This is a genomic window from Xanthomonas sp. CFBP 8445, assembly GCF_025666235.1.
GTDB lineage: Bacteria > Pseudomonadota > Gammaproteobacteria > Xanthomonadales > Xanthomonadaceae > Xanthomonas_A > Xanthomonas_A indica.
The window spans coordinates 3,619,902-3,642,055 of record NZ_CP102594.1 but is presented as its reverse complement, the minus strand read 5'-3'; the positions used below and the strand labels follow the sequence as shown (position 1 = coordinate 3,642,055).

Below are 22,154 nucleotides of genomic sequence, written 5' to 3'. Positions count from 1 at the left end.
ACGCCGCTGGATCAGCGGCGTTTTTCGTTGCGGCGCACGCGGCAGGCTTACCACCAGCCCCAGCGCGGACCCCACGGGCCCCAGCCCGGGCCCCAGGGGCCGTACGGGTAGGCGGGCACCACTTCGACCTGGCGCACCACCGGCCACAGGTAGACCACGTCCGCGTCCATCTTCGGCAGGCGGTAGTCGTACTCGCCGATGCGGGTGTTGTCGTAGCCGGACACGTGGCCGATGAAGGTCACCTCGCGGCCGGGTTCGAACACCGCCGGGTCGTAGAAGCCGGCGCGGCAGGCGATGAAGCGGCCATCGCTGGCGTCGGCCGCATCGCTGTCCGGGCGCCCGCTGGCATTGAGCGGACGCGACAGCATCTGGAAGCAGGTCTGGCCCTGGCCGGGCGTGGTCTTGATGATCTTGCCGCCCCAGCGCACCGGCGCGCCGGCCTGCTGGCCGGCGACCGAATCGCGCGGGCTGACGGGCGCGAACTGGCCCTGCAGCGGCTTGGGGGCGGTGGCGCAGGCGCCGAGCGCCAACGCAGCGATCACGGGGAACAGCAGGCGAATCTTCATCGGGATGCTCCAGTGGGCGGACGGTGCCTGCGCAGGTCGCGCAACAATGAAGCGCTGTCCGAATCAGCGCCAGCGTAGCGCGCATCGGCGAAACGCCGGCTGAGCGGAATCAGGCTCGCATCGCCGGTTTCCCGCTGCACGCGCGCCGCCCATGCCAGTGCCGGTTCGTGCGGTTCGCGGCCCTGGCCGCGCTTGGCGTAGCGCCGGCCCAGGCCGCGCCAGGCACGCAGCAAGGGATCGCGCTCGCGCTCGCCGCGGGCCAGCCACCATGCCATCGCGCCGAGCAGCAGCACAGCGAATCCGGCGAACAGCGCCACCAATTGGCCAGGATCCAGCCGGGCGATGCCGAACTGGCTGAGCAGGCGCTGCTGGCGGTTGGCGTCGAAGGACAGCACCAGGTCGTTCCAGCCGCGCCGCGCCCAGTCGGCGAGGTCGCGCCAGCGCCAGTCGGCGTCACCGCCCTGCGCGCCGGCGCCGTTGCCGAGGCGGTCCTCCAGGGTGTCGTAGATGCGTTCCGGCGCCACCGCCGCGGTCGGGTCCACCCGCACCCAGCCGCGTTGCGGCAGCCACACCTCGGCCCAGGCGTGCGCATCCATGCGCCGCACCACCCAGTAGCCGCCGAACGGGTTGCGGGTGCCGCCGGCATAGCCGGTGACCACCCGCGCGGGAATGCCGGCGCCGCGCATCAGCACCACGAACGCCGAGCTGAAGTGTTCGCAGAACCCGGCCTTCTGCTGGAACAGGAACTCGTCCACGCCGTTGCGGCCGGGCAGCGGCGTCTGCAGGGTGTAGGCGAAGTCGCGGCGGATCCATTGCAGGGCGCGGGCGACGATCGCCGCGTCGTCGGCGCCGGCCTGCTGCCGCCATTGCCGGGCCAGCGCCAGCGTGCGCGGGTTGTAGCCGGGCGGCAGCGCAAGCGCGCGCTGGCGCTGCGCCGCGTCCAGATCGGCCTCGACCCGCTGCGGCGGCGCCGAGCGCAGCCGCCAGCGGGTCAGTGCGCTGAGCGGGCGCTCGGTCTGCAGCACCGCGTCGGCGCTGAGCCGGGTGCCGGCCGGCGCCTGCAGCGGCAGGTCCAGGGCGACCAGTTGCCGGCGGTCGGTCGGTTCCACTTCGAGCTGGTAGTCCCAGCCGCCTGGTGCGAGTTGGATCGGGGGTGCCGGCGCGAAGACGTTGTCGCGGCGCGCACGCCAGGTGCGGCCGTCGAAATCCCACAGCACCGGGCCGCGCCAGTAGCGCTGCGCCGGGGCCGGCACCGGGCCGAAGAACTGCACGCGCAGCGCCGGGGTGTCGTCGGCCATCAGGTCCAGCCATTGCCCCGGACTCATCGTGTCGGACAGGCCGGGGCGGCCCATGGCGCGTTCGGGCACGCCCCACAGCGGCGAGCCCAGCCGCGGGAACAGCCAGAACGCGGCCAGCGCCAGCGGCAGGCCCAGCGCCAGCAGGCGACCCACGCCGCGCAGTTGCCCGCGCAGCGGTCGCCGCGCGCTGTGGCCTTCCTGGTCGGCCAGGCGCTGCATGCACAGCAGCGCCGCGATCACCGCCGCCAGCCCCAGTGCCATCGTCACCGGCCCCTGGTCGAGCAGGAAGGCGGCGAACGGCGCGAACAGGGCGAAGCCGAGCAGGCTGCGCGCATCGCGCAGGCTCTTCAGTTCCGAGGGTTTGATCGCCAGCATCGCCGCCAGCAGCGCGCAGCCGGTGTCGCGGCCGAAGCGCAGGCCGACCTGCCAGTACAGCGCCGCGAGCATCAGCGCGACCAGGGCCAGGCGCAGCAGCGCCGGCATCGGCCGCCACGCCGAACTGGCGCCGATCAGCAGCGCCGACAACGCGATCAGCCAGGCCAGCGTCGCGGGCAACTGCAGCAGCAGCGGCAGCAAGGCCAGCAGCGCCGCGCCCAGCGCCCAGGCGCGGTTGGCGGCATGCAGCGCGGGCGAGCGCGGCTCAGCCATGCGGCAGCAGCGCCAGCGCGCGCAGGCACAGGTGCCGGTGCTGCGGGCCGCGGCCCGGGCCCAGCGCCGGCTGCCCCGGCAACAGCAAACGGTAGCGGCGGCCGTCGCGTTCGGCTTCCTCGACCCAGCGCGCCAGCCGTGAGATGCGGCGTTCGTGCGGCAAGGCCGGCAGCGTGCGCCAGTCCAGCACCACGTCCACCCCGATCGGGCGTTCGTACTCGCGCACCAGTAGGGTGTCGCGGCGTGCCGAGTGCTTCCAGGCGATCGCCCGCGGCGCGTCGCCGGCGCGATAGGGACGCAACTGGTGCAGTTCCTCGCCGAGCGCGTGCAGGCGGGTTTGGGTCGGCGTGCCGGCGCCGGCCGGCAGCGGCGGGCCATCGGCTTCCGGTTGCGGATAGACCAGCAGCGCAGTGTCCGGCCAGAACCAGGCCCAGGCGCGCAGCAGGCCCAGCGGCTGGGTGGTGGAGACCTGCACGCGCTGCAGGTCGAGCCAGCCGCGGCGCTCGGTAGGCAGCTCCAGGTCGGCTTCGTTGCGGTCGTCGCGTTGCAGGTCCAGGTAGGTGTGCGCATCGCCGTGGCGCACGCGCAGGCCGCGTCGGCGGCGGCCGTCGGCGGTGGCCAGCGCCAACCGCAGGCGCAGCGGTTGCCCGGCGGCGACCGGTTCGGCCGACAGCGCCTCCAGCCGCAGTCCGGACAACTGCAGGTGGGCGACGATGGCGCTGGCCATCGCGGCCGCGCCGAGCAGCATCGCCAGCAGCAGCGCCGGGTTATTGTTGTAGTTCAGCGCGCCGAGCAGCATCGCCGCCAGCAGCAGTGCCAGGAAGCCGCCGAACGGCGTCGGCAGGATGTAGATGCGGCGCCGGTCCAACTGCACCGGCAGGGCTTCCGGCGCGCGCGGCGCGGCCAACTGCGCCAGTCGCTGCCGCCAGTCGCGCCGCCCGCCCGGCATCGGCGTCAGTCCACCGCGACGCTGTGCAGGATCGCCTTGGCCAGTGCCTGGCCGGAGGCCGATTCCTGCTCGGCCACCAGGCGGTGCTCGGCGACGGCCACGAACAGCGCCTGCACGTCCTCCGGCAGCACGTGCCCGCGCCCGAGCAGCAGCGCATGCGCCTTGGCCGCGCGCAGCAGGGCGATGCCGGCGCGCGGCGACAGCCCCACGCGCACGCCGGGATGCTGCCGGCTGCGCGCCAGCAGCGCCTGCACGTAGCCGACCAGCGCCTCGCTGGCGTGGATCTGTTCCACACTTTGCCGCAGGGTGGCCATGTCGGCCTCGCCGAGCAGCGGCTGCGCCTGCGCGATCAGGTCGCGGCGGTCGCTGCCGCTGAGCAGCGCGCGTTCGGCCTCGGCGTTGGGATAGCCCAGTGCCAGGCGCAGCAGGAAGCGGTCCAGTTGCGAGTCGGGCAGGGGGAAGGTGCCCGACAGGTCCACCGGGTTCTGCGTGGCGATGACGAAGAACGGCGACGGCAGCGGATGGGTGGTGCCGTCGAGGGTGACCTGCTGCTCGGCCATCGCTTCCAGCAGCGCGCTCTGGGTGCGCGGCGGCGCGCGATTGATCTCGTCGGCGAGCAGTACGTGGGTGAACACCGGGCCCGGATGGAACTGGAACTGGCGCGACTGCGCGTCGTACACCGATACGCCGAGCACGTCGGCCGGCAGCAGGTCGGAGGTGAACTGCACGCGTTGGAAACCCAGTCCTAGACTCGCCGCCAGCGCATGCGCCAGCGTGGTCTTGCCCAGGCCGGGCAGGTCCTCGATCAGCAGATGTCCGCCGGACAGCAGGGCGACAAAGGCCATGCGCACCTGTTGCGGCTTGCCCAGGACCAGCGCGTTGACCTGCTGCTGGGCGCGCGTGAGCGCCTCGCGCAAGGTATCGGTTAGCATTTCCGGCAAGCGGAGCGGAGTAGGCATCGCAGTCTCGCAACGGTTTCAGGGAGTGTACGGGCAATGCAAGGGGAACAACGTGCACGCAGTGTCTTCATCGTGCTGTGGACGCTCGTCACCGCCGCCAAACTGCTGGTCGCCGCGCGCCTGCCGTTGTTCGTCGACGAGGCATTCTATTGGCAGGAAGGCCAGCACCTGGCGCTGGCCTACTCGGATCTGCCCGGGCTGACCGCGTGGCTGGCGCGGCTGGGCGTGGCGCTCGGCGGCGACCATCTACTGGCGCTGCGCGCGCCGTTCCTGCTGCTGGGCGCGGCCCTGCCCTGGCTGATCGCACGCATCGCCACGCGCTGGTTCGGCGCGGTGGCGGGCTGGCGCGCCGGCAGCCTGGTGTTGCTGATGCCGCTGTCCGGCACCCTGGGCATCCTGGCGCTGCCTGACGTGCCGATGGCACTGGCGACGATCCTGTGCATCGACGCCACGGCGCGGCTGCTGCGCCAGACCGAGGCGCTGAGCGCGGTGGAACTGGCGCTGGGTCTGGTCATCGGCGCACTGAGCCATTACCGCTTCGTCGGCGTGATCGGCGTCGGCGCGATCGCCCTGCTGCTGATCCCGCAGGGCCGGCGCATGCTGCGCGATCCGCAGGTGTGGGTGGCGCTGGCGCTGGGCATGGTCGCCTGGCTGCCGCTGCTGGCCTGGAACGCGGACAACGGCGAGGCCGGTCTCAAGTTCCAGTTGGTCGACCGCCACCCCTGGAGTTTCCAGCCCGCCGGCATCGCCTTCCTGCTGATCCAGTTGCTGCTGGTCACGCCGCTGCTGGCGGTGGCGATGACCAAGGTGGCGCTGATGGCCACGCGCGGCGGCAGCAGCGGCTCGCGCGTGCAGTGGCGCTACTTCGGCCTGCTCGGTGGCGTGTCCACGCTGGGCATCTTCCTGCTCGGGTTCTTCACCGACGCCGAGCGGGTCAGTTTCCACTGGCCGCTGCCGGGCTATCTGGCGCTGCTGATCGCCACGCCGGTGATCCTCAACGGCTGGAGCAAGCCGCTGCGCCGCGCCACCTGGCTGCTGGCCGGGCTCGGCCTGGTCGGCGCGTTCGGCTACTACCTGGCGGTGTCGGTGCCGGCGGTGCGCGAGCACACCGCCGGCGACAAGTACTACCCGCGCAACTTCGCCGGCTGGCGGCCGTTGGCCACCGCGGTGCGTCGCGAACTGGCGACCATGCCGCGCGGTACCCAGGTGCTGGCGGACAACTTCAAGGTCGGCGCCGAACTCGGCTTCGAACTGCGCGACCCGGACATCCAAGTGCTGCCGCATCCGTTGAACGACAAGCACGGGCGCAGCGCGCAGTTGCAGCAGTGGGGACTGCTCGGCGACGGCCGCCGCGACGGTCCGCGGCTGCTGGTGCTCTCGCCCAGCGACATGAAGTACCGGCTGCTGCTGCAGCGCTACCACGCGGTTTGCGACCTGGTCGGCCCGCTGCCGCCGCCGCGGGTGGTGTCCAGCGACCACGGCAGCCAGCGCTTCCTGCTGTTCGCGCTGCCGGCGCAGCGGGCGACCGGCCCGTGCACCACGCCGGCGATGGCCTGGTTCAACACGCCGGGCGTGGATGCCAGCGTCGGCCGCCGCTTCGACGTCTCCGGCTGGGCGTTCAAGGACGGGGTGGGGATCGACCGAGTCGAGGTGCTGCTCGACGGCAAGGTCGCGGCGCAGGCGCATTACGGCGACTTCTACGACGTCACCAAGTTCTGGAAGATCTCCACCGATCCGGGCCATCCGAACATCGGCTTCCGTGCCACCGTCGATGCCGGCGGCCTGGCGCCGGGCACGCACTGGCTGGGCCTGCGCCTGCACGGCCGCGACGGCAGCGTCGAGGATTGGTGGGAACAACCGATCGTGCTGCGCCCGCGCTGAGATGGGGCGTCTCGTCGCTCCCCGAGGATCCGCGTTCGGTCTAGTTGCGCGCGCGTAGCCGCGCGCCATCGACCTGACCTGGACCGACGTCCACTTCCTCATGCTTGTCGCCACAGGCGCGCGCAACCGCGGCGCGGCGTGCTCGGGGAGCGATGATCCGCCCTAGAATGGCGCGCCTTTCCACGCCGTCGCGCAGGACCGCACGCCGCCCATGTCCAGTTCCCCTTCCGAACGCCCCGCGGCCGCGCCGCGGATCGCGGTGCTGGTGCCGTGCCACAACGAAGCGGCCACCATCGGCCAGGTCGTGGCCGATTTCGCCGCGCATCTGCCGGGCGCGCGCATCTACGTGTTCGACAACAACTCCAGCGACGCCACCATCGCCCGGGCGCGTGCGGCCGGCGCGGTGGTGCGCGAGGTCGCGCTGCAGGGCAAGGGCAACGTGGTGCGGCGCCTGTTCGCCGACATCGAGGCCGACGTCTACGTACTGGTCGACGGCGATGCGACCTACGATGCGGCGATGGCGCCGGCGCTGGTCGAGCGCCTGTTGCGCGACGGGCTGGACATGGTGGTGGGGGCGCGGCGCAGCGACGCGGCGGCCGCCTACCGCGCCGGTCATCGCACCGGCAACGTGCTGCTGACCCGCTGCGTGGGCTTCCTGTTCGGGCGCAGCTTCGACGACATGCTGTCCGGCTACCGGGTGTTCTCGCGGCGCTACGTGAAGTCGTTTCCCGCGCATGCCGCCGGCTTCGAGACCGAGACCGAACTGGCGGTGCACGCGCTGCAACTGCGCATGCCGGTGGCGGAGGTGGGCACCGCCTATGGGGCGCGTCCGGAAGGGTCGCAGAGCAAGCTGCGCACCTGGCACGACGGCACCCGCATCCTGTTGACCATCCTGCGCCTGTTCAAGACCGAGCGGCCCTTGCTGTTCTTCTCGCTGGGTTTCGGCGCCTGCGTGCTGCTGGCACTGGGGCTGGCGGTGCCGTTGTTGCAGACTTACCTGCAGACCGGCCTGGTGCCGCGCTTCCCCACCGCGATCCTGTGCTCAGCGCTGGTCCTGCTCGGCGTGCTGCTGCTGGCCTGCGGGCTGATCCTGGACACGGTCACGCGCGGTCGCATCGAGGCCAAGCGCCTGGCCTACCTGGCGATCCCGGCCTGGCCGGTGGATGCGCAGGGTGCGCAGCGGAGCGACGCCGCATGAGTGCCACCATTGCTAATGCAGCGACGCCCCGCGCCACGCGCCGCCAGCGCCTGCTGGCCGCGCTGGATCGCCGCTTCGCCTTCCACAGCCGCGGCAACGTGATCGCCGCCGGCGTGGCGGTCGCGCTGCTGGGCGGACTGCTGTCGCTGTGGCTGGGCCAGGACGCCAACTGGGACCTGCGCAACTACCACCTGTACAACGGCTACGCCGCACTGCACGGCCGCCTCGGCATCGACCTGGCGCCGGCGCAGATGCAGAGCTACTTCAATCCGCTGCTGGACGTGCTGCATTACGCGCTGTTCACCGGCCTGCCGGCGCCGCTGGCCGGGTTCGCGATGGGCGTGCTGCACGCGCTGGCCTTCCTGCTGCTGGCCGGCATCGTCTGGCAGGTGCTGGACCCGCGGCTGGATCGCGCGCGGCTGGTGCCGTGGTTGGCGCTGGCCGGCCTGTGCAGCGCCGCGTTCCTGTCCGAATTCGCCGGCACCATGGCCGACAACACCAGTGCGCTGCCGGTGCTGGGCGCGTTGCTCGCCGCATTGCATGCGCAACGCCGCCAGCAGGCCATGGGGCAGGGCGTGGCGCTGGGCTGGTGGACGCTGGCCGGTGCGCTGCTCGGACTGGCGATGGCCTGCAAGTTGACCAATGCCCTGTTCGCGCTGGCCCTGGGCGTGGCCGCGCTGGTCGCCGGCGGTCGCCCGCGGCAGCGGATCGGCGGCGCCGCGGTGCTGACCGCAGCGACCCTGCTCGGCTTCGCGCTGCTGGCCGGGCCGTGGCTGCTGCGGGTGTGGCAGACCTTCGGCAACCCGCTGTTCCCGCAGTTCAACAGCCATTTCCTGGCGCCGCTGGCGCAACCGGTGGCGGTCAGCGACACGCGCTGGCTGCCGAAGACGCTGTGGGAATGGCTGACCTGGCCGCTGCAGTTCTCGCTGGCGCCGAACCGGGTCAGCGAGGTGCGCCTGCGGCAACTGGTGTGGCCGCTGCTGTATCTGCTGGGCCTGGTCGCGCTGCTGCGCTGGGTGCTGCGGCGCCCGCGCACCTCGGCGTCCGTCGAGGTGGTCGCGCCGGCCTGGCGCGCGGTGTTGGTGTTCGTGCTGGTCGCGTTCCTCGCCTGGCAGGCGGTCTTCAGCATCCAGCGCTACCTGGTGGTGCCGGAACTGCTGGCGCCGCTGGTGCTGTGGGTGGGGCTGCGGCGGCTGTTGCCGGCGCGCATCGCCGCTCCGGCGGCGCGCTGGACCCTGATCGCCTGTGCGGCCTTTGCGCTGTACGGCTGGGGCGAGTGGGGGCACGAGCGCTGGGCGCGCGAGGCGTTCCGGGTGCAGGCGCCGCCGATGCCGCGGCCCGAGCGCAGCCTGGTGCTGCTGGTCGGCGATGCGCCGGAGTCCTGGCGCATCCCGTTCCTGCCCGAGCAGGCGGCCTACGCGTCGGTCGCCTCCAATTTCCCGGAAACCCCGGCCTACGCCGCGCGGGTACGCGAGATGCTGGCGGCGCGCGGGCAGGGCTACGCGATGCTGCCGGCGGAAGTGGACCGCAATGTCGAGCGTCTGCAGCGGCTCAATGCGGTGGCCGCGCGCCTGGGCCTGGATCGCGGCCCCGACTGCGCGCTGATGCGGCGGCTGGCGCATCGCCCGGTGCGCGCGGGCGTGGACGTCGATGCCGGCCGCTGCCGCTGGGTGCTGCTGCCGGAGCGTGCCGTGGATGTGGCCGCTGCGGACCGCCAGACCCAGGCGCTGGCCGCGCAGCAACTGGCGCGCTACGGCCTGGCGCTGCAGCCGGGGTCCTGTCAGCTCCACCAATCCTGGGTCGGGCAGGCGCGCTTCCCGTACCAGTGGTGCCGGCTGCAGTGAGCTAGGGAAGGAGGTAGCCGGCCTCGCGCAGCAGCTCGGACAGTGCGATCAGCGGCAGGCCGATCAGCGCGGTCGGGTCCTGGTTGCGGATCGCGTGGAACAGGCTGATGCCCAGGCCTTCGCACTTGAAGCTGCCGGCGCAATCCAGCGGCTGTTCGGCGGCGACGTAGCGGGCGATGGCGTCGGGCTGCAGGTCGCGGAACTGGACCTCGGTGAGGTCGCAGGCCTGCAGCGTGCGCGTGCCGCGTTGCAGGCATACGGCGGTGTGGAAACGCACGCTGCGCCCGGACATGGCCGCCAGCTGCGCATGCGCCGCGGCCACCTCGCCGGGCTTGCCCAGCGGTCGGCCATCCAGTTCGGCGACCTGGTCCGAGCCGATCACCCAGGCCTCCGGCATGCTGGCCGCGACCGCCGCGGCCTTGGCTGCCGCCAGCCGCTGCGCCAGCGCCAGCGGCGCTTCGCCGGGCAACGGGGTCTCGTCGACCTGGGGGCGCACGCACTCGAAGGGCAGGCGCAGCCGCTGCAGCAGTTCGCGGCGGTAGGCGGAGGTGGAAGCCAGGATCAGTAGCGGCATCGGCGGTGGGGCAGGGCGGCGGCGGGCCGGGGCCGGCAGTCTGCGGCGGCCGGCGCGGACCGGCAAGCCAACCCGGGACCGGTTGGGGCGGTTTGACAGGGGCGCCTGTAGTCCTTAACATTCTGCGGCTTATGTCCGCGAACGTGCCCGAACTGTTGGATGCCTGGCGGATGGTCGCAGCGCGCAGGGTCTTCGAAGACCGCCTGCCGCTCTCGGCGATGACCCGTCTGCAAGGCAGCCTGGCCGACACCGAAGGCGAATGCCGCTACACGCTGGAATTCGGCCGCGACGCTGTACTGCAAGTGTCCTATGTCGAACTGAAGATCGAAACCGAGCTGCCGCTGATCTGCCAGCGCAGCCTGCAGCGCTTCCTGCTGCCGGTGTCGAGCGTACAGCGGCTGGGGCTGATCCGCAGCGAGGAAGAAGAAGCCGCGCTGCCGCCGGATCACGAGGCCTTGCCGGTGCCGGAAGACGGCATGCTGCGGCCGGCCGATCTGGTCGAGGACGAGCTGGTGCTGGCGGTGCCGCTGGTGCCGGTGGCGCCCGGAAGCGAGGCGGTCGATCGCGACTGGCCGGCGACCGAGGAAGAAACGAGCAAGGTCAACCCGTTCGCGGCGTTGGCGGCGCTGAAGAAACAGTAGCGGTCGGTCCGCCTGCCGCTGCCTGAGGTTGTTGCCGGACGCGCGCGTCCTGCGCGACGTAATGACGACAGATGTAAACGAACCGAGTTTGGAGCAATCCCATGGCTGTGCAGAAATCCCGTGTCACCCCGTCCCGCCGCGGCCAGCGCCGTTCGCATGACGCCCTCAGCGCCAAGCAGCTGTCGACCGATCCGACCAGCGGCGAGATCCACCTGCGCCACCACGTCACCGCCGACGGTTACTACCGTGGCAAGAAGGTGATCGCCACCAAGACCGCGCAGGTCGAAGAAGATTGATCCGTGCCCGTCCACCGCGCTGCGGCGGACGGAGTCACCCATCTTCACAGGCCGCGCCGCACCGGGGCGGCCTGCGTAACAGGCAACAGGAACCAGCATGAGCAAGCGGATCTATTCCAGGATCGCGGGCACCGGCAGCTATTTGCCTGAAAAGGTGTTGACCAACGACGATCTGTCGCAGATGGTCGACACCAGCGACGAATGGATCCGCAGCCGTACCGGCATCCGCGAGCGGCACATCGCCGCGGCCGGCCAGACCGCCGGCGACCTGGGCTACGAGGCCGCGCTGAAGGCGATCGAAGCGGCCGGCATCGATGCCGCCGAACTCGACATGATCGTGGTCGGCACCACCACCCCGGATCTGATCTTCCCGTCCACCGCCTGCCTGATCCAGGCGCGCCTCGGCGTGGTCGGCTGCCCGGCGCTGGACGTCAACGCGGCCTGCTCCGGCTTCGTCTACGCGCTCAGCGTGGCCGACAAGTTCATCCGCAGCGGCGACGCCAAGGCCGTGCTGGTGATCGGCACCGAAACCCTCAGCCGCATCGTCGACTGGACCGAGCGCACCACCTGCGTGCTGTTCGGCGACGGCGCCGGCGCGGTGGTCCTGCGCGCCGACGAAGACACCGGCATCCTCAGCACCCATCTGCATGCCGACGGCAGCAAGAAGGAACTGCTGTGGAATCCGGTCGGCATCGCCACCGGCCTGGGCGACGGCACCGGCGACCCGGCCGCCGGCGGCATCCAGATGAAGGGCAGCGAGGTGTTCAAGTACGCGGTCAAGGCGCTGGACGCGGTGGTCGACGAGACCCTCGAGGCCAACGGCCTGGACAAGCACGACCTGGACTGGCTGATCCCGCACCAGGCCAACCTGCGCATCATCGAAGCCACCGCCAAGCGTCTGGACCTGCCGATGGAGCAGGTGGTGGTGACGGTGGACATCCACGGCAACACCTCCTCCGCCTCGGTGCCGATGGCGCTGGACGTGGCGGTGCGCTCGGGCCGCGTGCAGCGCGGCCAACTGCTGCTGCTGGAAGCCTTCGGCGGCGGCTTCACCTGGGGCTCGGCGCTGCTGCGCTACTGAGAGGCCCCTGTGCCCGGCGCCGATGGCGCCGCGCACGCGACGGCACACCGATGACGGTGCGCCGTCGCACGATCCAAGGAGCGATGCGATGGCCGAGCCCATCCTCATCGACGGCCAGCGCGTCTGGCTCAAACAGTACGGCATGCAGTCGCGGCGGCTGGCGTTGGCGGCATTGCGCCTGGTCGCGCGTTGCCTGCATCTGCATCCCTTGCGGCCGCCGCCGCACCATGGTGGCGAGCGTGCGCGGCAGGTCGAGGCGCGGCGCCTGGCCGAGTTGCGCGGGCAGGCGGTGCATGTGCCGGACGTGCTCGGTGGCGGGCATGCCGCGCTGGTCATCAGCGACAACGGGCAATCGCTGGCGCACTGCCTGCGCCAGGCGCAGCACGCGCCGCGACGGCTGGACGCCTTGGTCGCCGCCGCCGTGGCGGCGATCGCTGCCGCACACCGCCGGGGTGCCTACCTGGGCCAGCCGTTGCCGCGCAACATGACCTACGACGGCGCCTGCGTGGGCTTCCTGGATTTCGAGGAAGACCCGCTGGAAGTGATGACGCTGGAACAGGCGCAGGCCCGCGATTGGTTGCTGTTCGGCTACGGCGTGGCCAAGTACTACGACACCCGACCGCAGGCGCTGGCCGGCCTGATGCGGGCCGCGTTGTGCGATGCGCGTGCGCCGGTGCGCGACCAGACCCACCAGGTGACCACACGCCTGCAGCGGCTGGCGCGGGCTGCGGCGCGCTGCGGGCGGTCGGCACGCGCGCTGGCGCACGCGATCCTGGTGCTGCATGCGGCCAGCGTGGCGCGCGTGGGGGTGGCCCTGGCAGTGCTGGCGGATTGGTGCAGCGACGGCGATCTCGACCTGCTGCAGTGGCTGCTCTAGCGTGCCGAGCGGCGCGCTGCTTCGTGGCGCAAGGCACGGGCGTGGTGCGCGGGCGTGGTGGCACGTGCGGCGCACGCACCTGACAGTTTGCGGCAACGGCCGCAGCACGTGCGGCAGGTCGCTGCAGGGTGGCCGAGGGCGATGCGGCTGGCCATCGGTGGCAACGCGGTCTGCATGGGGCGACCGTGCCGTCCAAAGCGCGCGCCCGGCATGCGCCGCGCGGGCGACTCCCGGAGCGATCGCCCGCTGGCGTGCAGCGCGGGAGGTCTTCACATACGCCCGGGTACAGACGCCCGGCCGGTTTCGCCCGTATCATCCCCGCTCGATTTTCGCAGGGCCAACCGCGTGACCGATTCCACACTCGCCTTCGTCTTCCCCGGCCAGGGTTCGCAATCGCTGGGCATGCTGGCCGAACTGGCCGAATTGCATCCGCAGCTGCGCGACAGCTTCGCCGAAGCCTCCGAGGGCGCCGGCGTGGATCTGTGGGCGCTGAGCCAGGGCGGCCCGGAAGAGATGCTCAACCGCACCGAGTACACCCAGCCGGCGCTGCTGGCCGCGAGCGTGGCGCTGTGGCGGCTGTGGCTGGCCGAGGGCGGGGCGCGTCCGGCGCAGCTGGCCGGGCACAGCCTGGGCGAGTACAGCGCGCTGGTCGCCGCCGGTGCCTTGTCGCTGCACGACGGCGCGCACCTGGTGCGGCTGCGCGGGCAACTGATGCAGGACGCCGCGCCGGCCGGCGTGGGCGCGATGGCCGCCGTGCTCGGCGCCGAGGACGCGCTGGTCGAAGAGGTCTGCGCGCAGGCCGCGGGCAGCCAGGTGGTGGTGCCGGCCAACTACAACTCGCCGGGGCAGGTGGTGATCGGCGGCGATGCCGCGGCGGTCGACCGCGCGCTGGCGTTGCTGGCCGAGCGTGGCGTGCGCAAGGCGGTGAAGCTGGCGGTCAGCGTGCCTTCGCACACCCCGCTGATGCGCGAGGCGGCCAACCGTCTGGCCGAGGCGATGCGCGGGCTGGCCTGGCAGGCGCCGCAGCTGCCGGTGGTGCAGAACGCCGATGCGCAGGTGCACGAGGGCGTCGAGGCGATCCGCCAGGCGCTGGTCGAGCAGTTGTACCTGCCGGTGCGCTGGACCGGCTGCGTGCAGGCGCTGGCCGCCGGCGGCGCCACCCGCCTGGCCGAGTGCGGCCCGGGCAAGGTGCTGACCGGGCTGGTCAAGCGCATCGACAAGTCGCTCGACGGCCGCGCCCTGGGCACGCCCGCCGAGTTCGCCGGCGCGCGCGAGGCCTGGGCCTCCTGATCGCCGGTCGCAGCGCGGTGCGTGTTTCGCCCGCGCCGGCCTCCTTCTCCTTCCCCGGCGCCATGCGCCGTCCGTCTCCAAGGAAACGCAGATGAGCAAGCCATTGCAGGGCGAGATCGCGCTGGTCACCGGCGCCAGCCGCGGGATCGGCGCCGCCATCGCCGACGAACTGGCCGCGCAGGGCGCCACCGTCATCGGCACCGCCACCTCCGACGCCGGCGCGCAGGCGATCGGCGCGCGCCTGGCCGGCCACGGCGGCCAGGGCCGTGCGCTGGACGTCACCGACGGCGCCGCGGTCGAGGCGCTGATCGAGGCGATCGCCAAGGAATTCGGCCCGGTCTCGATCCTGGTCAACAACGCCGGCATCACCCGCGACAACCTGCTGATGCGGATGAAGGACGACGACTGGCAGGCGATCATCGACACCAACCTGACCAGCGTGTTCCGCACCTCCAAGGCGGTGCTGCGCGGCATGATGAAGGCGCGCAAGGGCCGCATCGTCAACATCGCCTCGGTGGTCGGCGTGACCGGCAACCCGGGCCAGACCAACTACGCCGCGGCCAAGGCCGGCATCATCGCCTTCTCCAAGTCGATGGCCAAGGAGATCGGTTCGCGCGGCATCACCGTCAACGTGGTGGCGCCGGGCTTCATCGATACCGACATGACCAAGGCCTTGCCGGAGGCGCAGCGCGCCGCGCTGATGCAGCAGATCGCACTCGGGCAGTTCGGCCAGCCGTCGGACATCGCCCATGCGGTCGCGTTCCTGGCCGGCCCCGGCGCCGGCTACATCACCGGCGAAACCCTGCACGTGAACGGCGGGATGTACATGCCGTGAGCCTGCGGCGCAGCGGACGCGCCTAAGTGGCTGATCGGCCGGCATTTGTGCAGCGCTGCAAGGGCCAGTCGGTTTCCACTACACTATCCAACGCGGCCATCGCAGCCCGATGGCGTTTTGTGAGTCCCTCAGGAGTACCGCGCATCCATGTGCGGGATCCTCAACTCGAACCACCACTACTCCATCTGGAGCGATATCCCAATGAGCACCATCGAAGAACGCGTCAAGAAAATCGTCGTCGAACAGCTCGGCGTCAAGGAAGAAGAAGTCACCAACAACGCATCGTTCGTCGATGACCTGGGTGCCGACTCGCTGGACACCGTCGAGCTGGTGATGGCCCTGGAAGAAGAGTTCGAGTGCGAAATTCCGGACGAAGAAGCCGAGAAGATCACCTCGGTGCAGCAGGCCATCGACTACGTCAAGGCGCACGTCAAGAGCTGATGCTGCGTCCTCGATCGCCATCGGCGCCTGCGTGGGCCCGATGCGCGTGACAATCCCATGGGGCCGCGCATGCGGCCCTGTGTTTTTACAGCGTCAAGGCCGCGCGCATCGCGGTGAGGAGATTTCGCAATGAGCCGTCGTGTCGTCGTAACCGGCATGGGCCTGGTGTCGCCGTTGGGCAATGACCTGGCCAGCAGTTGGGAAGGGATCGTCAACGGACGCTCCGGCATCGGCCCGATCACCCAGATCGATGCGTCTCAGTTCACCACCAAGATCGCCGGCGAGATCAAGGATTTCGATCCGACCAAATTCATCTCGTCCAAGGACGCGCGCAAGATGGATTCGTTCATCCATTACGGCGTCGGTGCCTCGTTCATGGCACTGGACGATTCCGGTCTGGAGATCACCGAGGCCAATGCCGAGCGCATCGGCGCGATCCTCGGCTCCGGCATCGGTGGGCTGCTCGGCATCGAGGAGCAGACCGTCAAATTCCACGAGGGCGGCGCGCGCAAGATCTCGCCGTTCTACGTGCCCAGCACCATCATCAACATGCTGCCGGGCCAGGTGAGCCTGATCAAAGGGCTGAAGGGGCCGACCTTCTCCGCGGTCTCGGCCTGCGCCACCTCCAACCATTCCATCGGCACCGCGATGCGCATGATCCAGCACGGCGACGCCGACGTGATGCTGGCCGGCGGCGCCGAGCGCGGCTCCTCGCCGACCTCGGTGGGCGGCTTCTGCTCGATGAAGGCGATGTCCACCCGCAACGACGATCCCGCCGCCGCCTCGCGCCCGTGGGACAAGGAGCGCGACGGTTTCGTGCTCGGCGACGGCGCCGGCGTGCTGGTGCTGGAAGAGTACGAACACGCCAAGGCGCGCGGCGCGCGCATCTACGCCGAGCTGGTCGGTTTCGGCGCCAGCTCCGACGCCTTCCACATGACCGCCCCGAGCGAGGACGGCGAAGGCGCCGCGCGCAGCATGGTGGCGGCGATGAAGGACGCCAAGCTCAACCCGGACCAGGTCGACTACCTCAACGCGCACGGCACCTCCACGCCGCTGGGCGACCTGGCCGAGACCCTGGCGATGAAGCGCGCGCTCGGCGATCACGCCTACAAGACCATGGTCAGCTCGACCAAGTCGATGACCGGCCACCTGCTCGGCGCCGCCGGCGGTGCCGAAGCGATCTTCTCGGTGATGGCGATCCATGCCGGCATCATTCCGCCGACCATCAACCTGCACGAGCCGGGCGAAGGCTGCGATCTGGACTACGTGCCGAACGTGGCGCGCGAGAAGAAGATCGACGTGGCGATGTCCAATGGGTTCGGCTTCGGCGGGACCAATGGCACCTTGGTGTTCAAGCGGGTCTGAGGGGGCGTAGCCCCCTTGGGAGTCGGGATTCGGGATTGGGTAAAGCCGGTGCCTGATTGATGTCGCGCTTTTCTCCCTGACACGGATGCGCGGCATGTCCGCGCTGCGATTCTCCGGCGCCGCATCGCCTGGCGGCGCTTCTGCCGCCTCACGTTTTCATTCTTCCAGCGGATCTTCGATGCTGCGTACCGTTCCCTTGCCGGCCGAGGTCGATCTGCTGGCGCTGCATCGCCTGGCGCCGCAGCGGTATCCGGTGCTGCTGGAATCGGCGGCCTCGGGGACAGCGCAAGGGCGCTGGGATCTGTTGCTGGTCGCCGACGGGCAGGGCTTGCGGCTGGATCCCGATGGGGTCACCCGCGCGCTGGGGGGCGCGGTGGTCGCCGGCGATTTCCTCGATGCGCTGGACGCGCGCTGGCGGGCCGAACGCTGCGAACGCGACGAACCGCGCTGGCCGTTCCGCGGCGGCTGGGCGCTGCTGCTGGATTACGAACTGGCCGCGCAGGTGGAGCCGGTGTTGCAACTGCCGCCCTCCGCGGCGACCACGCCTGTGGCGCTGGCCTTGCGCTGTCCTGCCGCACTGCTGCGCGACCATGTAAGCGGCGACTGCGTGGCGCTGGCCGAGCCCGCGCATGCGGCGCTGCTGGAGGCCGTGCTCGCCGATCTGCAGGCGCTGCCCGCGGCGGCGCCGGCGCCGGCCTGGCAGGCGCCGCTGGCCATCGAAGAAGACCCGCCGCAGCGCTTCGTCGACGGCGTGCGCCGCATCCTCGACTACCTGCGCGCCGGCGACGTGTTCCAGGTCAACCTGTCGCGGCGCTGGTCGGCGCGCTTCGCCGCGCCGCTGGCGCCGGACACGCTGTACGCGCAGCTGCGCCGCGCCAACCCGGCGCCGTTCGCCGGCCTGTTCGTCGGCCACGGCCGTGCCGTGGTCAGTTCCTCGCCGGAACGGCTGGTGTCGGTACGCGGCGACGTGGTCGAGACCCGGCCGATCGCCGGCACCCGTGCACGCGCGCCGGGCGATGACGAGGCAGCGCGCATCCGCGAACTGGTGGGGCATCCCAAGGAGCGCGCCGAGCATGTGATGCTGATCGACCTAGAGCGCAACGACCTGGGGCGGATCTGCGCGCCGGGCAGCGTCGAGGTCGACGAACTGATGACCGTGGAGAGCTACGCCCACGTGCACCACATCGTCAGCAACGTGCGCGGCCGGCTGCGCGCGGGCACCACGCCCGGCGAGACGATCCGCGCCACCTTCCCCGGCGGCACCATCACCGGCTGTCCCAAGGTGCGCTGCATGCAGATCATCGCCGAGCTGGAGCAGACCCCGCGTGGCGCCTACACCGGCGCGTTCGGCTGGCTCAACCGCGACGGCGACATGGACCTGAACATCCTGATTCGTACCGCCGAGGTGGACGGCGCGCGCGTGCATTTCCGTACCGGCGCCGGCATCGTGTTCGATTCGGACCCGGCGCGCGAACTCGACGAGACCCGGGCCAAGGCGCGCGGCCTGCTGCGCGCGCTGGAGCCGTGAGCGGGGCGACGCGATACCGGGCGGCGCCGGCCGCGCGGTATCCTGCACGCCATTGACGTCGTTTCGAGGTGGCCGTGGCTTGGGCTAAACGCGGGTGTCTGACCCTGCTGGGAACATTGCTGGTGCTGGCACTGCTGTTGGCCGCGGCCGGCGCCTGGTGGTGGCACAGTTATCGCGCCTTCGCCGAGCAGCCGCTGCGGGCGACCCAGCCCAGCGTGGAAGTGGCGCGCGGCGCCTCGCTCAACGGCGTGCTGCGCAAGCTGCGTGCCGCGGGCGTGACCCAGGGCAGCGACCTGCAATGGCAGGTGCTGGCGCGCGAACTGGGCGTGGCCGGCAAGCTCAAGTTCGGCGAGTACGCGCTGCAGCCGGCGCTGAGCCCGCGCGAGCTGCTGCTGCGCATGCGCAAGGGCCAGGTGATCCAGTACCGCTTCACCATCGTCGAAGGCTGGAACGTGCGCCAACTGCGCAGCGCCTTGAACGCGGCCACGCCGCTGGTGCATACCACCGCCGACCTCAGCGACAGCGAACTGATGGCCAAGCTCGGCCAGCCCGGCCAGCACCCGGAAGGCCGCTTCCTGCCCGAGACCTATCTCTACCAGCGCGGCGACACCGACCTGCAGCTGCTGCGCCGCGCGCATGCGGCGATGGACAAGGCGCTGGCCGACGCCTGGGACGCGCGCACCAAGGACCTGCCGCTGCAGTCGCCGGAGCAGGCGCTGATCCTGGCCTCGATCGTCGAGAAGGAGACCGGCCTGGCCGCCGAGCGCCCGCAGATCGCCGGCGTGTTCGTGCGCCGCCTGCAACTGGGCATGAAACTGCAGACCGACCCGACCGTGATCTACGGCATCGGCAGCGCCTACGACGGCAACATCCGCAAGCGCGACCTGGAGACCGATACGCCGTACAACACCTACACCCGCACCGGCCTGACCCCGACCCCGATCGCCATGCCCGGGCGCGAGGCGCTGCGTGCCGCCACCAACCCGGCGCCCGGCGACAGCCTGTACTTCGTGGCCATCGGCGACGGCAGCGGCGCGCATGCGTTTTCCTCCAACTACGCCGAGCACAACGCGGCGGTGGCGCGCTACCTGCAGCGCCTGCGCCAGGCGCGCAACGACGCGGCGGTGTCGCCATGAGCGAGGCCGTGCTGCGCCACCATCGCTTCGTCAGCCTGGAAGGCGGCGAGGGCGCCGGCAAGACCACCGCGATCAACGCGATCCGCGACTGGCTGCAGGCGCAGGGCCACGAGGTGGTGCTGACCCGCGAACCGGGCGGCACGCCGCTGGCCGAACGCATCCGCGGGCTGCTGCTGGACAAGACGCCCGGCGAGGTCGTCGAGCCGCTGGCCGCCGAGACCGAACTGCTGCTGGTGTTCGCCGCGCGCGCGCAGCACGTGCGCGAGGTGATCCGCCCGGCGCTGCAGCGCGGCGCCTACGTGGTCAGCGACCGCTTCACCGATTCCAGCTATGCCTACCAAGGCGAAGGCCGCGGCCTGGACCGCGCCTGGATCGCCGACCTGGAGCGCCGCGCGGTCGGCCTGCAGCCTGGCCTGACCCTGCTGCTGGACCTGGACGTGCAGATCGGCCGCGCCCGCACCAGCGGCCGCGACCTGTGGCCGGACCGGATCGAGAGCGAGCAGGACGATTTCTTCCAGCGCGTGCGTGCCGGCTTCCGCCAGCGCGCCGCGCAGGACCCGCAACGCTTCCGCGTCGTCGACGCCAGCCAGCCGCCGCAGGCGGTGGCGCATGCGGTGGCCGCCGCGCTGGCGGCGTGGCTGCAGCAGCAACAGGAGCCGACGCCATGAGCGATGTGCCGTTCGCGCCGTGGCAGCAGCGCGCCTACGACCAGACCGTGGCCGCGCTCGACGCCGGCCGCCTCGGCCACGGCCTGCTGATCTGCGGGCCGGAAGGCCTGGGCAAGCGTGCGGTGGCGCTGAAGCTGGCCGCGCACGTGCTGGGCCAGGGCGAGCCGGCCGCGGCCCTGCGCAGCGCGCAGTTGATCGCCGCCGGCACCCATCCCGACCTGCAGCTGATCTCGTTCATTCCCAACCGTACCGGCGACAAGCTGCGCACCGAGATCGTCATCGAACAGGTGCGCGAGATCTCGCAGAAGCTGGCGCTGACCCCGCAGTACGGCGTGGCCCAGGTGGTGGTGGTGGACCCGGCCGACGCGATCAACCGTGCCGCCTGCAACGCGCTGCTGAAGACCCTGGAAGAGCCGCAGCCCGGCCGCTACCTGTGGCTGATCAGCGCGCAGCCCGCGCGCCTGCCGGCGACCATCCGCAGCCGTTGCCAGCGCCTGGAGTTCAAGCTGCCGCCGGCCGAGGAAGCGCTCGCCTGGCTGCTGGCCCAGGACTTCCCGGAGAAGACCGCGCGCGAAGCGCTGGACGCCGCGCGCGGCCATCCCGGCCTGGCCGCGCAGTGGCTGCGCGAGGACGGATTGAAGCTGCGCCGGCAGGTGGCCGCCGACCTGGAACAGGTCGCCGCCGGCAAGCTCGGCACGCTGGAGGCCGCGCAGCGCTGGAGCGGCGACGACCTCGCCGAGCAGCGCCTGGGCCATGCCGCCGACCTGGCGCTGGCGCAGGCCTCGCAGGCCGGCTTGACCGACCCGGCGCGATTGCACAAGCTGGCCGCGTGGTTCGACGCCGCCAATCGCACCCGCGATCTGCTGCGCACCACCGTGCGCGCCGACCTGGCGATCGCGGAACTGTTGCTGGCCTGGCGCGATGGCGATCGCCCGGCCCGGAGAGGGGCACAACGATGAGCGCGATGAGCGGACGCCAGGGCATCCTGTCGCTGGCGGTGAAGGACAAGGCGGCGCTGTACAACGCCTACATGCCGTTCGTGAAGAACGGCGGCATCTTCGTGCCCACCCCCAAGCGCTACTTCCTCGGCGACGAAGTGTTCCTGCTGCTGACCCTGCCCGATTCCAGCGAGCGCCTGCCGGTGGCCGGCAAGGTGATCTGGGTGACCCCGGTCGGCGCCCAGGGCAACCGCGCCGCCGGCATCGGCGTGCAACTGCCCGACAACAGCGAAGGCGAGACCATCCGCACCAAGATCGAGACCCAGCTGGCCGGCATCCTCAACGCCGACAAGCCCACCCAGACCATGTAGCGGCTGCGCGGCGACGCCGCGCCACCGACCTCGACAGGACCCATTGACGCCGCGCGCCACAGCCCTATAATGTGCGGCTCGCGACACGGGCGGTTAGCTCAGCGGTAGAGCATTGCCTTCACACGGCAAGGGTCGCAGGTTCGAACCCTGCACCGCCCACCACGAATTTGAACTTCAACGAAAAAGCCGGCCTCGTGCCGGCTTTTTTCGTAGTTGCGAGATGGAGTTCTATCAGGAATTGCGTGCCTCACACAGGCATTGAAGTTACACGTAGTGATATCGGACCTGTGCAATCAGCAGGACGCCATGCTCGACCTTATAGATGATCCGGTGTTCGTCGTTGATGCGTCGCGACCAGTAGCCTGCAAGTGCATGGCGTAGCGGTTCGGGTTTGCCGATGCCCTGGAAGGGATCGCGTTGAATGGCCTTGATCAGGTCGTTGATGCGCTTGAGCATCTTTTTGTCGGCCTGTTGCCAGTAGAGATAATCCTCCCAGGCGTTGTCCGAGAACTGCAGCGTCACTCGCTCAGTTCCCGTGCCTTGCCGCGACCGGATTCGAGTTGGGCGATGGATTCCAGCAGGCGCTGCGCGTTCTTCGGACTGCGCAGCAGATAGGCGGTTTCCTCCATCGCCTTGTAGTCCTCCAGCGACAGCATGACCACGGCTTGCTCGCGGCTGCGCGTGATGATCACCGGCTCGTGGTTGTTGACCACGCGGTCCATGGTGTCCGCAAGAGCGGCACGTGCGGCGCTGTAGGTGATGGTGTCCAT

At 70.9% G+C, this 22,154-nt stretch carries 23 protein-coding genes and 1 tRNA gene; 17 read left to right on the top strand and 7 right to left on the bottom strand.

Going from position 1 to position 22,154, the window contains the following annotated elements; genetic code table 11:
• Positions 1–47: 47 nt before the first annotated feature.
• Genes NUG21_RS15505 through NUG21_RS15490 form a run of 4 tightly spaced genes read right to left on the bottom strand, consistent with a single transcriptional unit; the run spans position 48 to position 4,420 of the window.
• A complete protein-coding gene (locus NUG21_RS15505) occupies positions 48–566 on the bottom strand; it encodes a Slp family lipoprotein (protein WP_184502493.1) in 519 nt (172 codons plus the stop codon).
• On the bottom strand, positions 563–2,512 hold the full coding sequence (locus NUG21_RS15500) for a transglutaminase TgpA family protein (RefSeq protein ID WP_263391341.1): 1,950 nt from the start codon (positions 2,510–2,512) through the stop codon (positions 563–565). Before NUG21_RS15500 ends, NUG21_RS15505 begins: the two co-directional genes overlap by 4 nt.
• On the bottom strand, positions 2,505–3,461 hold the full coding sequence (locus NUG21_RS15495) for a DUF58 domain-containing protein (protein WP_263391340.1): 957 nt from the start codon (positions 3,459–3,461) through the stop codon (positions 2,505–2,507). The genes NUG21_RS15500 and NUG21_RS15495 overlap by 8 nt, the downstream gene beginning before the upstream one ends.
• 5 nt (positions 3,462–3,466) lie before the next feature.
• Positions 3,467–4,420, bottom strand: coding sequence for an AAA family ATPase (locus tag NUG21_RS15490; RefSeq protein WP_242082348.1), 954 nt, complete (start codon positions 4,418–4,420; stop codon positions 3,467–3,469).
• Positions 4,421–4,456: 36 nt separating this feature from the next.
• Here NUG21_RS15490 and NUG21_RS15485 point away from each other — a divergent pair, with 36 nt between their 5' ends.
• The 3 genes from NUG21_RS15485 (at position 4,457) to NUG21_RS15475 (ending at position 9,343) form a co-directional block, all read left to right on the top strand.
• Positions 4,457–6,301 carry an ArnT family glycosyltransferase gene (locus NUG21_RS15485; RefSeq protein ID WP_263391339.1) on the top strand — a complete coding sequence of 615 codons (1,845 nt, stop codon included), beginning with the start codon at positions 4,457–4,459 and terminating at the stop codon, positions 6,299–6,301.
• A 211-nt stretch (positions 6,302–6,512) separates the two neighbouring features.
• Complete coding sequence (locus NUG21_RS15480) at positions 6,513–7,499, top strand: glycosyltransferase family 2 protein (RefSeq protein ID WP_263391338.1); 987 nt, start codon at positions 6,513–6,515, stop codon at positions 7,497–7,499.
• The gene (locus NUG21_RS15475) at positions 7,496–9,343 is read left to right on the top strand and encodes a glycosyltransferase 87 family protein (protein WP_263391337.1); all 1,848 of its coding nucleotides are present in this window, start codon (positions 7,496–7,498) and stop codon (positions 9,341–9,343) included. Before NUG21_RS15480 ends, NUG21_RS15475 begins: the two co-directional genes overlap by 4 nt.
• A gap of 1 nt (position 9,344) precedes the next feature.
• On the opposite strand, the gene NUG21_RS15470 is transcribed toward NUG21_RS15475, so the two are convergent.
• Positions 9,345–9,917: a Maf family nucleotide pyrophosphatase gene (locus tag NUG21_RS15470; protein WP_263391336.1), complete on the bottom strand. Its 573-nt coding sequence runs from the start codon at positions 9,915–9,917 to the stop codon at positions 9,345–9,347.
• 131 nt (positions 9,918–10,048) lie between these two features.
• Here NUG21_RS15470 and NUG21_RS15465 point away from each other — a divergent pair, with 131 nt between their 5' ends.
• The 14 genes from NUG21_RS15465 (at position 10,049) to NUG21_RS15400 (ending at position 21,546) form a co-directional block, all read left to right on the top strand.
• A complete protein-coding gene (locus tag NUG21_RS15465) occupies positions 10,049–10,558 on the top strand; it encodes a YceD family protein (RefSeq protein ID WP_263391335.1) in 510 nt (169 codons plus the stop codon).
• 101 nt (positions 10,559–10,659) lie between these two features.
• Positions 10,660–10,854, top strand: a complete 195-nt coding sequence (gene rpmF / locus NUG21_RS15460; RefSeq protein WP_010342479.1) for a 50S ribosomal protein L32 — start codon at positions 10,660–10,662, stop codon at positions 10,852–10,854.
• 97 nt (positions 10,855–10,951) lie between these two features.
• Positions 10,952–11,935 (top strand): beta-ketoacyl-ACP synthase III, encoded by a 984-nt coding sequence (locus NUG21_RS15455; RefSeq protein ID WP_263391334.1) that lies wholly within the window; start codon positions 10,952–10,954, stop codon positions 11,933–11,935.
• An 88-nt stretch (positions 11,936–12,023) separates the two neighbouring features.
• On the top strand, positions 12,024–12,812 hold the full coding sequence (locus tag NUG21_RS15450; protein WP_263391333.1) for a BUD32 family EKC/KEOPS complex subunit: 789 nt from the start codon (positions 12,024–12,026) through the stop codon (positions 12,810–12,812).
• A gap of 345 nt (positions 12,813–13,157) precedes the next feature.
• The gene (gene fabD / locus NUG21_RS15445; protein ID WP_043092930.1) at positions 13,158–14,102 is read left to right on the top strand and encodes an ACP S-malonyltransferase; all 945 of its coding nucleotides are present in this window, start codon (positions 13,158–13,160) and stop codon (positions 14,100–14,102) included.
• A 91-nt stretch (positions 14,103–14,193) separates the two neighbouring features.
• Entirely contained in the window at positions 14,194–14,937 is a 744-nt protein-coding gene (fabG, locus tag NUG21_RS15440; RefSeq protein ID WP_160946378.1) for a 3-oxoacyl-ACP reductase FabG, read from the top strand.
• 201 nt (positions 14,938–15,138) lie between these two features.
• On the top strand, positions 15,139–15,378 hold the full coding sequence (acpP, locus tag NUG21_RS15435) for an acyl carrier protein (RefSeq protein WP_010342475.1): 240 nt from the start codon (positions 15,139–15,141) through the stop codon (positions 15,376–15,378).
• A 129-nt stretch (positions 15,379–15,507) separates the two neighbouring features.
• Positions 15,508–16,743 (top strand): beta-ketoacyl-ACP synthase II, encoded by a 1,236-nt coding sequence (fabF, locus tag NUG21_RS15430; RefSeq protein ID WP_160946377.1) that lies wholly within the window; start codon positions 15,508–15,510, stop codon positions 16,741–16,743.
• 178 nt (positions 16,744–16,921) lie between these two features.
• Positions 16,922–18,271, top strand: coding sequence for an aminodeoxychorismate synthase component I (locus NUG21_RS15425; RefSeq protein WP_263391332.1), 1,350 nt, complete (start codon positions 16,922–16,924; stop codon positions 18,269–18,271).
• Positions 18,272–18,339: 68 nt separating this feature from the next.
• The gene (gene mltG, locus NUG21_RS15420; protein ID WP_263391331.1) at positions 18,340–19,407 is read left to right on the top strand and encodes an endolytic transglycosylase MltG; all 1,068 of its coding nucleotides are present in this window, start codon (positions 18,340–18,342) and stop codon (positions 19,405–19,407) included.
• Entirely contained in the window at positions 19,404–20,075 is a 672-nt protein-coding gene (gene tmk, locus NUG21_RS15415) for a dTMP kinase (protein WP_263391330.1), read from the top strand. The genes mltG and tmk overlap by 4 nt, the downstream gene beginning before the upstream one ends.
• Positions 20,072–21,034, top strand: coding sequence for a DNA polymerase III subunit delta' (locus tag NUG21_RS15410; protein WP_160946373.1), 963 nt, complete (start codon positions 20,072–20,074; stop codon positions 21,032–21,034). The genes tmk and NUG21_RS15410 overlap by 4 nt, the downstream gene beginning before the upstream one ends.
• On the top strand, positions 21,031–21,384 hold the full coding sequence (locus tag NUG21_RS15405; RefSeq protein ID WP_010342469.1) for a PilZ domain-containing protein: 354 nt from the start codon (positions 21,031–21,033) through the stop codon (positions 21,382–21,384). Before NUG21_RS15410 ends, NUG21_RS15405 begins: the two co-directional genes overlap by 4 nt.
• Before the next feature lie 87 nt (positions 21,385–21,471).
• Positions 21,472–21,546 (top strand) — tRNA-Val (locus tag NUG21_RS15400).
• A 102-nt stretch (positions 21,547–21,648) separates the two neighbouring features.
• On the opposite strand, the gene NUG21_RS15395 is transcribed toward NUG21_RS15400, so the two are convergent.
• Together NUG21_RS15395 and NUG21_RS15390 are read right to left on the bottom strand one after the other, a co-directional pair.
• Positions 21,649–21,906, bottom strand: coding sequence for a Txe/YoeB family addiction module toxin (locus NUG21_RS15395; protein ID WP_263391329.1), 258 nt, complete (start codon positions 21,904–21,906; stop codon positions 21,649–21,651).
• The gene (locus NUG21_RS15390) at positions 21,903–22,154 is read right to left on the bottom strand and encodes a type II toxin-antitoxin system Phd/YefM family antitoxin (protein ID WP_017907919.1); all 252 of its coding nucleotides are present in this window, start codon (positions 22,152–22,154) and stop codon (positions 21,903–21,905) included. Before NUG21_RS15390 ends, NUG21_RS15395 begins: the two co-directional genes overlap by 4 nt.